Origin of the sequence: Microbulbifer sp. HZ11 (assembly GCF_000708675.1) — a bacterium.
Classification (GTDB): domain Bacteria; phylum Pseudomonadota; class Gammaproteobacteria; order Pseudomonadales; family Cellvibrionaceae; genus Microbulbifer.
In genome coordinates this window covers 1525887-1538016 of sequence record NZ_JELR01000001.1, presented here as the reverse complement: position 1 = coordinate 1538016, position 12130 = coordinate 1525887, and the positions used below count along the sequence as shown (strand labels likewise).

The 12130-nt window shown below is 57.5% G+C and carries 14 protein-coding genes; 10 read left to right on the top strand and 4 right to left on the bottom strand.

What is annotated here, in order from left to right; genetic code table 11:
* The first annotated feature begins 2 nt into the window (after window positions 1-2).
* The 8 genes from ispG to AU11_RS06545 all read left to right on the top strand — a co-directional run bounded on the left by ispG (window position 3) and on the right by AU11_RS06545 (window position 9124).
* Complete coding sequence (gene ispG, locus AU11_RS06580; RefSeq protein ID WP_043317345.1) at window positions 3-1124, top strand: flavodoxin-dependent (E)-4-hydroxy-3-methylbut-2-enyl-diphosphate synthase; 1122 nt, start codon at window positions 3-5, stop codon at window positions 1122-1124.
* Between the two features lie 101 nt (window positions 1125-1225).
* Window positions 1226-2488 carry a histidine--tRNA ligase gene (gene hisS / locus AU11_RS06575; RefSeq protein ID WP_081847968.1) on the top strand — a complete coding sequence of 421 codons (1263 nt, stop codon included), beginning with the start codon at window positions 1226-1228 and terminating at the stop codon, window positions 2486-2488.
* An 89-nt stretch (window positions 2489-2577) separates the two neighbouring features.
* On the top strand, window positions 2578-3348 hold the full coding sequence (locus tag AU11_RS06570; RefSeq protein WP_043317343.1) for a tetratricopeptide repeat protein: 771 nt from the start codon (window positions 2578-2580) through the stop codon (window positions 3346-3348).
* Window positions 3345-4529, top strand: a complete 1185-nt coding sequence (bamB, locus tag AU11_RS06565) for an outer membrane protein assembly factor BamB (RefSeq protein WP_051687009.1) — start codon at window positions 3345-3347, stop codon at window positions 4527-4529. The genes AU11_RS06570 and bamB overlap by 4 nt, the downstream gene beginning before the upstream one ends.
* 183 nt (window positions 4530-4712) lie before the next feature.
* A complete protein-coding gene (der, locus tag AU11_RS06560) occupies window positions 4713-6107 on the top strand; it encodes a ribosome biogenesis GTPase Der (RefSeq protein WP_043317341.1) in 1395 nt (464 codons plus the stop codon).
* A 225-nt stretch (window positions 6108-6332) separates the two neighbouring features.
* Window positions 6333-7790, top strand: a complete 1458-nt coding sequence (locus AU11_RS06555) for an NAD-dependent succinate-semialdehyde dehydrogenase (protein WP_043317339.1) — start codon at window positions 6333-6335, stop codon at window positions 7788-7790.
* A gap of 120 nt (window positions 7791-7910) precedes the next feature.
* Entirely contained in the window at window positions 7911-8630 is a 720-nt protein-coding gene (gene tsaA / locus AU11_RS06550) for a tRNA (N6-threonylcarbamoyladenosine(37)-N6)-methyltransferase TrmO (protein WP_043317337.1), read from the top strand.
* On the top strand, window positions 8627-9124 hold the full coding sequence (locus AU11_RS06545; RefSeq protein WP_043317335.1) for a protein disulfide oxidoreductase: 498 nt from the start codon (window positions 8627-8629) through the stop codon (window positions 9122-9124). The genes tsaA and AU11_RS06545 overlap by 4 nt, the downstream gene beginning before the upstream one ends.
* A gap of 100 nt (window positions 9125-9224) precedes the next feature.
* Here the strand turns inward: AU11_RS06545 and yacG are convergent, their stop codons facing one another.
* From yacG to AU11_RS06530, 3 genes are read right to left on the bottom strand one after another with little or no spacing between them, the layout of a single operon-like run.
* A complete protein-coding gene (gene yacG, locus AU11_RS06540; RefSeq protein ID WP_043317333.1) occupies window positions 9225-9431 on the bottom strand; it encodes a DNA gyrase inhibitor YacG in 207 nt (68 codons plus the stop codon).
* A 19-nt stretch (window positions 9432-9450) separates the two neighbouring features.
* On the bottom strand, window positions 9451-10080 hold the full coding sequence (gene coaE / locus AU11_RS06535; protein ID WP_043317332.1) for a dephospho-CoA kinase: 630 nt from the start codon (window positions 10078-10080) through the stop codon (window positions 9451-9453).
* The gene (locus tag AU11_RS06530; protein WP_231491657.1) at window positions 10077-10364 is read right to left on the bottom strand and encodes a HigA family addiction module antitoxin; all 288 of its coding nucleotides are present in this window, start codon (window positions 10362-10364) and stop codon (window positions 10077-10079) included. Before AU11_RS06530 ends, coaE begins: the two co-directional genes overlap by 4 nt.
* 234 nt (window positions 10365-10598) lie before the next feature.
* Here AU11_RS06530 and AU11_RS06525 point away from each other — a divergent pair, with 234 nt between their 5' ends.
* Window positions 10599-10871: a type II toxin-antitoxin system RelE/ParE family toxin gene (locus tag AU11_RS06525; RefSeq protein WP_197023777.1), complete on the top strand. Its 273-nt coding sequence runs from the start codon at window positions 10599-10601 to the stop codon at window positions 10869-10871.
* On the top strand, window positions 10864-11154 hold the full coding sequence (gene nadS / locus AU11_RS06520; RefSeq protein ID WP_043317326.1) for a NadS family protein: 291 nt from the start codon (window positions 10864-10866) through the stop codon (window positions 11152-11154). Before AU11_RS06525 ends, nadS begins: the two co-directional genes overlap by 8 nt.
* Window positions 11155-11238: 84 nt before the next feature.
* On the opposite strand, the gene AU11_RS06515 is transcribed toward nadS, so the two are convergent.
* Window positions 11239-12123: an A24 family peptidase gene (locus AU11_RS06515; protein WP_051687008.1), complete on the bottom strand. Its 885-nt coding sequence runs from the start codon at window positions 12121-12123 to the stop codon at window positions 11239-11241.
* Between the last annotated feature and the right edge of the window lie 7 nt (window positions 12124-12130).

The window sequence follows — 12130 nt, the reverse complement described above, 5'->3', positions numbered from 1 at the left end:
TTATGCAGTTCGAGTCACCCATAGTTCGCCGCGTGTCACGCCAGATCATGGTGGGCAATGTGCCGGTCGGCGGTGGTGCGCCCATCTCCGTACAGAGCATGACCAACACCGAGACCTGCGATGTGGCCGCTACCGTGGCCCAGATCCAGCGACTGGAGAAGGCGGGCGCGGATATCGTACGAGTGTCGGTTCCGTCCATGGAGGCCGCGGAAGCCTTCGGCGAGATCAAAAAGCAGGTAGCCGTGCCGCTGGTGGCGGACATCCACTTTGACTATCGCATCGCCCTGCGGGTCGCTGATCTGGGTGTGGATTGCCTGCGCATTAATCCGGGCAATATCGGCCGCGAAAAGCGCATTCGCGCGGTGGTGGACAAGGCGCGGGATCTGAATATCCCGATCCGCATCGGTGTGAACGCCGGCTCCCTGGAAAAGGACCTGCAGAAAAAATACGGCGAGCCCACCCCGGATGCGCTGGTGGAATCCGCCCTGCGCCACGTCGATATTCTGGACAGCCTGAACTTCCAGGACTTCAAGGTAAGCGTTAAGGCCTCGGATATTTTTATGGCCACCGCGGCCTACCGCAAACTGGCCTCCCAGATTGAGCAGCCGCTGCACCTGGGTATCACCGAAGCCGGCGGCCTGCGCTCCGGTACGGTCAAGTCAGCCATCGGCCTCGGTGCCCTGTTGCTGGACGGTATCGGCGATACCCTGCGGGTATCCCTTGCCGCGGATCCGGTGGAAGAAGTGAAGGTGGGATGGGATCTGCTGAAGAGCCTGCGCCTGCGCACCAAGGGCATCAACTTTATTGCCTGCCCCAGCTGCTCGCGCCAGAACTTTGACGTGGTCAAAACCATGAACGAGCTGGAAACCCGCCTGGAAGATATCACCACCCCGCTGGATGTAGCGGTGATCGGCTGTATCGTAAATGGTCCGGGTGAAGCCAAAGAGGCGGATATCGGCCTCGCCGGCGGCACCCCGAGCCATGCGATTTATGTGGACGGCCAACCGGACCGCAAATTCAAAAATGACAACCTGGTGGAAGACCTGGAAAAACTGATCCGCGAAAAGGCCGCCGCTAAAGAGGCCCAGGAAGCGAGCATCATCGCCAAGGAAACCACCGAGTAATTTAGATACCCCGTCATCCCAGACTCGATCCGGGATCCAGCTCCGAAACTGGATACCGGCCTGCGCCGGCATGACGACAGAACAGACATTAAGGACCACCGTTGAAACAACTTCGCGCCATCCGCGGCATGAACGACCTGCTGCCCACCCAGTCCCCGGTGTGGCAATACGTGGAAAGCACCCTCAGCGAACTCTTCGCCCGCTACGGCTACAGCGAGATCCGCACGCCGATCCTGGAAGCGACGCAACTGTTCGCCCGCGCCGTCGGTGAAGCCACCGATATTGTCGAAAAGGAAATGTATACCTTCGACGACAAGAGCGGCGACAGCGTCACCCTGCGCCCTGAAGGTACCGCGGGTACCGTGCGTGCGGCGATCCAGAACAACCTGCTGATCCAGCCCCAGCGCCTCTGGTACTTCGGCCCCATGTTCCGCTACGAGCGCCCGCAGAAAGGCCGCCTGCGCCAGTTCCACCAGTTTGGTGTGGAGGTGTTCGGCATCGAAGGACCGGATATCGACGCCGAGATCCTGATGATGACCGCGCGCCTGTGGAAACAGCTGGGCGTATCCGAGCATGTCACCCTGCAGCTGAACTCCCTCGGCAACAGCGAAAGCCGCGCAGCCTTCCGCGATGCACTGGTGGAATACCTGTCAGCACGCAAGGATCAGCTGGACGAAGACAGTCAACGCCGGCTGGAAAAGAATCCGCTGCGGATTCTCGACAGCAAAAATCAGGATACCCAGGCTCTGCTCGAAGAGGCGCCATGCCTGTTGGACTTCCTCGACGACGAATCCCGCGCGCATTTCGACCAGCTGCGCGCCTTCTTGGACGCCGCCGGCGTAGCCTATGAAGTAAATCCGCGCCTGGTGCGCGGTCTCGACTACTATGGCAAGACCGTTTTCGAATGGGTGACCGATAGCCTCGGCGCCCAGGGCACCGTCTGTGCCGGCGGCCGTTACGACGGCCTGGTCGAACAGATGGGCGGCAAACCCACCCCGGCAGTCGGCTTCGGCCTCGGTGTGGAGCGCCTAGTGCTGTTACTGGAAACCCTGGAAGTACTGCCAGACACCCTGGATCAACAGGTAGATGCCTATCTGGTGGCGGTGGGTGATGTACAATCAGCCGCCCTGGCCGCGGCGGAGCAGCTGCGCAGTGACCTGCCCTGGCTACGCCTGCAGACCCACTGTGGCGGGGGCAGCTTTAAAAGCCAGATGAAGAAGGCCGACAAGAGCAATGCGGATTACGCACTGATCATCGGCGAAGACGAAGCGGCTGCGGGGCAGGTAACGGTGAAGTCCCTGCGTGCAGAAGTAGAGCAGCAGACCGTGGCGGTCTCCGAGCTGGCCGCGCTTTTACAGAATTGATTCGTCGCGAGCGGGGCTGACTCCGCATCGCGTAGAAAATCAACGATCAACATTTCAAGACCTGGTATCGGGAATAAGGCAAATAACAAATGGCAGACCATCTGACAGAAGAAGAACAGATCGAATCCATCAAGCGCTGGTGGAAAGAAAACGGTACCGGCATTGTTACCGGTGTTGTACTGGCGCTGGCGTCATACTTTGGCTGGCAGTGGTGGCAGGGCAAGGAGCGCAGCGAAGCTGAAGCGGCCTCCAACGTATACCAGAGCTTTGTAGACGCTGTTTCCGCCAATGAGGGCAAACCGGACAACAAGCAGCTCACCACGGCTCAATCTCTCGCTCGTGAACTGAAAGATGATTACGCCAAGCGGATCTACGCCGCTCAGGCCTCTCTGGAGCTGGCGGCGCTGGCCGCGAGAGAAAATGATCTGGAAACGGCAGCCAAGGAGCTGCAGTGGGCGCTGGATAATACCAATGACGAGGCGTTGAAGCTGCTGGCCAAGCGACGTCTTGCCGCCGTGAAAGCCGCTCGTGGTGAAACCAAAGAAGCATTGAAACTGCTGGAAGGTGAGGTGCCGCCCGCATTCGCATCTCTGTACGCGGAAACCCGCGGTGACATTCTGGTGCAGCAGGGTGATAAAGACGCCGCTCGCACGGCTTACCAGGAAGCGCGCGCACAAATTCTGCCGGAGCAGGCGGCCAACTCCCGCCTACTGGACCTGAAGATCGAAAGTCTGGGTGAAGCACCGCAAAGTGACTCCCAGACAGATGATGCTCAATCCAATGAAACCAAGGAAGCTGCGCCGCTGTCTGAATCCGACAACGATTCAGACAATGCAGAAACGGAGAACAACGCGCAATGATAAGCACGCACACCGGTAACCGCTTCGCGGCGGGCAAGACACTCAACCGATTTCTTGCCGTGGCCCTGGCCGCGATGATCAGTGCCTGTGCTTCCAATGATGAAAAGGAAGACACAGACCCGGTGGAGCTCACCGAGATTCAGGAAAGTGTAAAGCTGCGCGAAGTGTGGTCCACCAATATTGGTGATATCGATGCGCTTCGCTACGCCATGCTGAAACCCGGCATCATCGACGGCAAGATTATCGCCGCCAATAGCGACGGTGATGTGTACGCGCTGGACCGCGCCACCGGCAAGCGCCTGTGGAAAACTGATATTGACCGCTCCATCGGTGGTGGTGTCGGTGTCGGTCTCGGTATTGCCGTGGTTGCGGATTTCCGCGGCCGTATTGTGGCTCTTGACCTCAATACGGGTGAACAGCGCTGGAACACCCAGCTAAGCGGCGAGGTGGTATCCACCCCGGCCGTTGGTGCCGGTATGGTGGTGGTGCAGACCGTCGACGGCAAGCTCCTGGGGCTGGATGCCAGCACCGGCGAGCAGCGCTGGCGCCACAATACCGCACTGCCGGTATTGACCCTGCGTGGTACCTCCAGCCCGGTCATTACCGGTGGCGTCGTATTTGCCGGTCTGGATAATGGCAAATTGATTGCGTTGAGTGCCACCGATGGTCTGACCCGCTGGGAACAGCGTGTGGCCATTCCGCAAGGCTCTGCAGAACTGGAGCGGGTTGTGGATATCGACGGTGCGCCGCTGGTGCGCGGTGAGCTGGTTTTCGCTGCCAGCTATCAGGGCCGGGTGGTCGCACTGTCCCGTGAAGACGGCCGTGGCCTCTGGGCCCGTGATGCTTCCACAAACCACGGTGTGGCGGTGGGCGCCGGCCAGGTATTCCTGAGCGGCGCCGACGGCAGTGTCCACGCCTACAATGTAGGTAATGGACAGATTCAGTGGACAAACAGTGAGCTGCTGCGCAGGGAAGTGAGTGGCCCCGCGTATTTTGGTGATGTGGTGGTTGTGGGCGACCTGGACGGCTACCTGCACGCCCTGGACCCGAATACGGGTCGCTTCGTGGGCCGCACCCGCATCGATCGCGACCCGATCCGGATTCCGCTGCTGGCCGATGGCGACCTGCTGTTTGTCCTGTCCGACGACGGTGAGCTGGCCGCCCTCCGCCTGGAGCGCTAATCAATGGTGGATGCGCTGCGCTTATCTACCCTACGGCAATGCACTGTACCGTAGGGGGGATAAGCCGAAGGCGCATCCACCAACAAAACCACACCGGTTTTAAACAATCGCCCGCATTCCGCGGGCGTTCGTATTTCTGGTCGGGCCCAAAACAACCCGCCAGTTTTTGAGTATATTTGAATTATGTTGCCTGTAATCGCCCTGGTAGGGCGCCCCAATGTGGGTAAATCCACCCTGTTCAATCGCCTGACCAAGAGCCGCGACGCCCTTGTGGCGAACTACGCCGGTCTTACCCGCGACCGTAAATATGGCGAGGCCGAGTTCGAAGGCCACAAGATGATCCTGGTAGACACCGGTGGTATCAGCGGTGGCGAAGAGGGCATTGATGCCGCCATGGCCCAGCAATCCATGCAGGCCATCGAAGAGGCGGACTTTGTCCTGTTCCTGGTGGACTGTCGCGCCGGTCTGACGCCTGCAGACGAAATGATCGCCGAGCGGCTGCGTACCCGCTCCAAACCCACCATTCTCGTGGCCAATAAGGTAGACGGGGTGAACCCGGATATTGCGCTGGCCCCTTTCTACGAGCTGGGTATTGGTGAACTTTTCCCAACCACCGCCACCCACGGGCGCGGTGTGCGTTCCCTGATGGAGCGCCTGGTCAACGACCTGCCGGAAAATGCGCAGGAAGAACAGCCGGAAGAGGCTACCGGTATCAAGATCGGAATCGTTGGCCGCCCCAACGTGGGCAAGTCCACCCTGGTAAACCGCCTGCTGGGCGAAGATCGCGTCGTCGTCTTCGATCAGCCCGGTACCACTCGGGATAGCGTGTATATCAACTACACTCGCGACGAAAAGCCCTACACCATCATTGACACCGCAGGGATTCGCCGGCGTAAAAACGTCAAGGAATCCGTGGAGAAGTTCTCCATCGTCAAAACCCTGCAGGCGGTGGAAGACGCCAATGTGGTGGTACTGGTGATCGACGCCAGTGAAGGGCTGGTGGATCAGGATCTGCACCTGATGGGCACGGTGATTCAGTCCGGCCGCGCACTGGTTGTGGCCCTGAACAAGTGGGACGGCCTGGACCCGGATCACCGCGACTTTGTCAAAACCGAACTGGAGCGCCGTCTGCGCTTTGTGGACTTTGCCGATATCCACTTTATTTCCGCGTTGCACGGCACTGGTGTGGGCAATCTGTATCAGTCCATTGAAGCTGCCTATCAGTCTGCCACCGACAAACTCTCCACCAACCATCTGACGCGTATTCTTCAGTGGGCGGTAAGTGAGCACCAACCGCCACTGGTCAATGGTCACCGTATCAAGCTGCGTTATGCCCACGCTGGTGGCCAGAACCCGCCGGTGATCGTGATTCACGGCAACCAGACCTCGCAGGTGCCCAATCACTATGTGCGCTACCTGGAGAAAACCTACCGCAAGGCCCTGGATCTGCACGGTACCCCAGTGAAAATCGAGTTCCGGACCGGTGATAACCCCTATGCCGGCAAGAAAAACAAACTGAGTGACCGCCAGAAAGCCAAGAAGCGTCGCCTGATGAAGTTTGTGAAGAAGAAAAAATAAATTCGGTTGAAGTGGCGCCGGGGCGCCGCAATACCCGTAAGGTGAGGGCAAAGAATTCCGCGCAAGACTAAACTTGCCGGGAATTCAATGGTGGATGCGCCTTCGGCTTATCCACCCTACAAAACTCGTACTACCGAACCCGTAGGGTGGATAAGCGAAGCGCATCCACCAATCTACTCGTAGGAGCCTGCTTGCAGGCAAACCCAAAGGCACAAGGACCCCCACGTGATAAACCTTAAAAACCCCGATCTCCTACGCAAACAATCCTACATTAACGGCCAGTGGACGGACGCCGACTCCGGCAACACCCTCGACGTTACCAACCCCGCTAACGGTGAAACCCTCGCCACGATTGCCAGTCTTGGCGCAGAGGAAACCCGTCGCGCCATTGAAGCCGCAAACGCAGCCTGGCCCGCCTGGCGCGATCTGACTGTCAAAGAGCGGGCCAGAATACTGCGCGACTGGTACAACCTGATTATTGACCACGTCGATGACCTTGCCGCCATTCTGACCGCGGAGCAGGGCAAGCCGCTCGCGGAAGCCAAAACCGAAATAACCTATGGTGCGAACTATCTCGAGTGGTTTTCCGAAGAGGCCAAGCGCGCCTATGGTGATGTGATCGCGCCGCCATCGAACGACAAACGCATTGTTGTTATCAAACAACCCGTCGGAGTGACCGCTTCGATCACCCCGTGGAATTTCCCCAGCGCCATGATCGCGCGCAAGGTTGCCCCGGCACTGGCCGCAGGTTGTACCTTTGTCGCCAAGCCTGCATCGGAAACGCCGCTCTCTGCACTGGCGCTGGCGGTGCTCGCGGAAAAAGCCGGGGTCCCGAAAGGTGTGTTCAACGTTGTCGTGGGTAAAAGCTCCCGGGAAATCGGTAGTGAGATGACATCTAATCCGCTGGTGCGCAAATTTACCTTTACGGGCTCTACCGCCGTGGGTAAACAGCTGGAAGCCCAGTGTGCCGAGACCATGAAGAAAACTTCCATGGAATTAGGCGGTAACGCGCCGTTTATCGTGTTTGATGATGCGGATATCGACGAAGCCGTCAAAGGCGCGATCATCTGCAAGTACCGCAACGCGGGGCAAACCTGTGTCTGTGCCAATCGGATCCTGGTGCAGGAAGGCGTGTACGATGAATTTGCCAAAAAATTCTCCGCCGCTGTCAGCCAGCTGAAAGTGGGCAATGGCACTGAGGAAGGCACCGACGTCGGCCCCATGATCAACCCCGGTGCCGTGGAAGATGTTAAAGCCTTGGTGGAAGATGCTGTGAGCAAGGGCGCCAAAACTCTGAACGACGGTGGCCCCAGCGATATGGGCGAGTGTTTTTATATGCCCACCGTGTTGGGCGACGCGGATGACACCATGCGCCTGTTCAAGGAAGAGATTTTTGGCCCGGTGGCACCGCTGTTCAAATTTAAAACCGAGCAGGAAGCCATTCAAATGGCTAACGACACCGAGTTCGGTCTTGCCTCCTATTTTTATTCCAGAGACATTGGTCGCATCTGGCGCGTTGCCGAAGGGCTGGAATATGGGATGGTCGGAATTAATGAGGGCATCATTTCCAATGAAATGGCCCCCTTCGGCGGTATCAAGGAATCCGGCAGCGGCCGTGAAGGTTCCAAGTACGGCATCGACGACTACCTGGAAATCAAATACCTGTGTATGGGGGGGATTTAGCGCTCCCTATTCCAGCGTGTCATACCGGCGAATGCCGGCATCCAGTGCGTTGGCACCGAGGCCGCTTCGTACCACCCACACTGGATCCCGGATCAAGTCCGGGATGACGTACAAAATAGAATGAACATTGTTCCCATCGCCACTACCCACTCCTGTTTCACCGAAAAGTTCGGCATCCCCCGCCAGCCTCTGCTGGCGGACGCCACTCGCGCGTCCATCGAATTATTGCCACCCTACAATGACCCGGAAGCCGTTGCCGGCCTGGAGCAGCACAGTCACCTTTGGCTTACCTGGCAATTTCACAAGGTTGCCGGACAGTGGTCCCCGAAAGTGCGCCCACCACGTCTTGGAGGCAATAAAAAAGTCGGTGTTTTCGCCACCCGCTCGCCATTCCGGCCGAACAATATCGGCCTGTCTGTGGTGCGGCTGATTCAGGTGCGTCTGCACCCTACCGTGGAGCTTGTGGTTGCCGGGGCTGATTTACTGGATGGCACACCCATCCTGGATATCAAACCCTACATCCCCTACGCCGATAGTGTCTCGGCGGCGACCAGCGAGCTGGCCGAAGCCTCGCCACCGATGATAGGCGTGCATATTCCGGAGCCGATACTGCGGCGGGCAAGAGAGTATCGCGATCAGCTCGGGACCGATCTGCCGCGACTTATCCAGCAGGTGCTCGGTCAGGATCCGAAGCCGGCCTATCAGCAGCCGGACCCCGAGCGGGTGTACGGCATGAAGCTCTGTGGATTCAATTTGCAATGGCGGTATCGGCAAGACGAGATCGAAGTGGTAGCTCTGGAGCCGCTGAGCGGTGAACTGGCGGGCGAGGTCAGCAAGTGAAGTGGCGTGGTGCGTTTTGGTCGCTAACCAAATTTATCCTGCTCGCCGCCGCGATCGTGACCGCTGTATCCTGGTATCACAGCCGCAATATGCCCAAGGGCCAGGCGCCAGAGCTACTGGCCCCGGATATCGATGGCCGACTTATCAGCCTGCAGAAGATGGTGGAGCAGGGCCCGGTACTTATCTACTTCTGGGCGACCTGGTGTGGGTATTGCCGCGTTGTTTCACCCGCGGTATCCGACCTGTCCACAGAACACCAGGTCATCACCATCGCCCTGCAGTCCGGCACTCCGGACGAAGTCGCCAATTACCAGGAAAAACACAACCTCAAATTCCACACCATCAACGACCCCGCCGGTGCCCTAAGTGCAAGCTGGGGCCTGCAAGTGACCCCCACCATCGCAATTGTGGATACAGAAGGCAACGTCAGTACGGTAACCTCAGGAATGACCTCAAGACTTGGATTAAAAACAAGACTCTGGTTAGCCAACTGAGCCCGAAACCCTCGTCGTGCCGGACTAGATCCGGCATCCAGCTCATCAGGTCCCCCGATACCACTGGATCCCGGATCAAGCCAGGGACGATGAGGTGGCATCAATGCCGCGTCTTGCTAGGATCCAAATCCTCACTCATCACATCATCAAACACCGGCTGCCCCGGAATCTTGTGCCCCTCACTGGCCCACTCGCCCAGGTCAATCAGTTTGCAGCGCTCGCAGCAAAATGGCCGGTAGGGGTTGGCTGGGCTCCACTCCATGGGCTTTTTACAGGTGGGGCAGGCTACAGTGGGTTTATCAGACATAAAACGGCTATTGCGGCAATTATTGAGGGGGAACCGCCTGCTGGAGGTACTGCTGGTGCAGCGCATCCACCTGGGCATGCAGGGATTCAAGTGGACCGCTATTATCCAGAATATCGTCCGCCCTTGCACACCGCTCTACCCGGGGCATCTGCGCGTCCATGATTTTTCGGATCTGATCTATGGAGCTGGTATCCCGGGCGCTTGCGCGGGTCAGCTGCACTTCTTCCGGAATGTCCACTACGCAAATACGCTGGACTAGCTCAGACTGATCGGTCTCCAGCAGCAGGGGGGATTCAAGAATCGCATAAGGCGCGGAATGGGTTTCGAAGCTTATTTCGAGAGAGGAAATTATTTCCTTGCGAATCAGCGGATGAGTCAACTGTTCCAGCCAGCGCCGTTCCGCGGGATTATCAAACACCAGCTTGCGCAGGGCCGCTCGATCCAGCCCACCCTGGGGCAAGATCACTTCCCGGCCAAAGTGCGCCGCAATGGCATCCAACGCCGGCCGCCCCGGCTCCACAACGACCCGCGCAGCCTGGTCGGCATCCACCACGTTCACCCCGTGGTGGCGAAAGCGCGCCGCTGCGGCAGACTTGCCGCTACCGATACCGCCGGTAAGGCCCACGACGAGAAAATCGACCTGAATCATGCCGCGCCCAGATCGAGTTTTTGCACCTTATTCAGCTGAATATGCTTCCTCGCTTGCCACAGGTCATATGTATTCTGCATGGCCAGCCAGCTTTCCGGTGAGCGACCGAGGGCCTTGGAGAGTCGAAGTGCCATTTCCGAGCTGATACCGCTTTGACGTTTTAGTACCCGGTTCAACGTAGAGGCTGCAACATCAAGCTTGGCCGCCAAAAAGCGACAGCTAACACCAAAGGGCTCCATATAAGTGAGCTGAATGAATTCGCCAGGGTGCGGAGGATTTTGCATCGTCATTTCAGCATGCCGTGGAGGGTGACTGTATCGTCAGTAAAGTGTAGCCTGTTGCGCAACAGCTGGCGACCACCTCCTGGACACTGGTCATAGTGTAATGGAGTTTTTAGGGGGGAATAGTAATCAGCAAAGTTTAGTGCCGCTTCTACCAAGAAGTACGCCATTGGCGTATAATTAGAGCAGATGATCTTCATAGAAACCAGTATCTTTACTCGGGTCATTCAATCATTAATGACCGATACCGATTATAAAGCCTTGCAGGAAGCTTTGATTCGGCGCCCCGATAGTGGGAGTTTGATCCAGGGCTCTGGAGGTTTAAGAAAAATACGTTGGAAACTTGATGGTCGAGGGAAAAGCGGCGGAATACGCGTGATCTACTACTGGGTGGTAGATGCTCACCAGATACGTATGTTGTACGCCTACCCAAAAGGGCAGCAGGAAGATCTGAGTAAAGAGCAACTGAAAGCGCTGCAAAAAATTGTAGAGAGGTGGTCTGATGAATAAAGCCATGTTCGACGAGCTGCTTGCCAGTGTTCAGGAAATGGATGAAATTGCCACTGGCAAGAAAGCTCCGGCGCGGGTATTTGAATACCCTGAGCCCGAAGTCAAACGTATTCGTGAAAATATCGGGTTGTCACAAAACCAGTTTGCGCTGCTGATTGGTGTCAGCAAGCGCACACTGGAAAACTGGGAGCAGGGCCGTCGCCATCCGACAGGGCCAGCAAAGGCTCTGCTGCGTATTTTGGAAGCTGACCCCGTTCACGCTTTGAAAGCGCTACATCACTGATGTGGGTCACATTAACTGTTTAACCGCACCGTGAACATCCAGTATTTGCCTGTACCCGCAGCCCTTCCATCTGCCGCTAACCGATTAAGCACTCAGCCCGGAAACGCGGAAATACCACCCCATAATCTGCTCACCCCACAGCATGGCAATCCACGCTGCGCCGGCCAGGTAGGGGCCGAAGGCGATTGGTAGGTTTTTGTCGCGGCCGGACACGAGGGTCCAGATAATGCCTGCCAGTGCACCAACCGCCGCAGACAACAGAATCACCAGCGGCAATACCTGCCAGCCAAACCAGGCGCCGATCGCCGCGAGAATCTTGAAATCTCCGGCGCCCATGCCCTCCTTGCCGGTCACCAGCTTAAATGCCTGGAAAACACTCCACAGGGCAAGATAACCGGCAATGGCCCCGATCACCGCATCCTGCAGGGGGGCAAATACATCCCAGAGATTGATCAGCAGCCCGGCCCACAATAAGGGCAGGGTGATGCTGTCTGGTAACAGCTGCTTGTCGAAATCAATCCCCGTGAGTGCCACCAGCGCCCAGGTAAAAAATACCCCCGCCAGCGCCTGCCAGGTAAAGCCGAGTTGCCAGACCACCACTGCAGTAAGAATACCAGTGGCCAGTTCAACTAATGGGTAGCGTTTGGAAATCCCTACCCCGCAGTTACTGCACTTTCCGCGCAACAGCAGATAACTGATGATGGGGATGTTCTGCCAGGGCTTGATCTCTTGCTTGCAGCCGGGGCAGTGGGAGTGGGGGAGGATCAGGTTGTAGGGCTGATCGAGTAGTACTTTGTCTTCTGCAGTCGGTATTTCTTCAAAGTAAGCGTAAAAATCCTGCTGGTACTCCCGCTCCATCATAATGGGGAGGCGGTGGATGACTACGTTTAGGAAACTACCGACTAGCAGCCCAAAAACAAAAGCGCTGCTTATTAGCAGCGCTGGGTGGGAGACGAAATAATCAGTCATTTTAGAT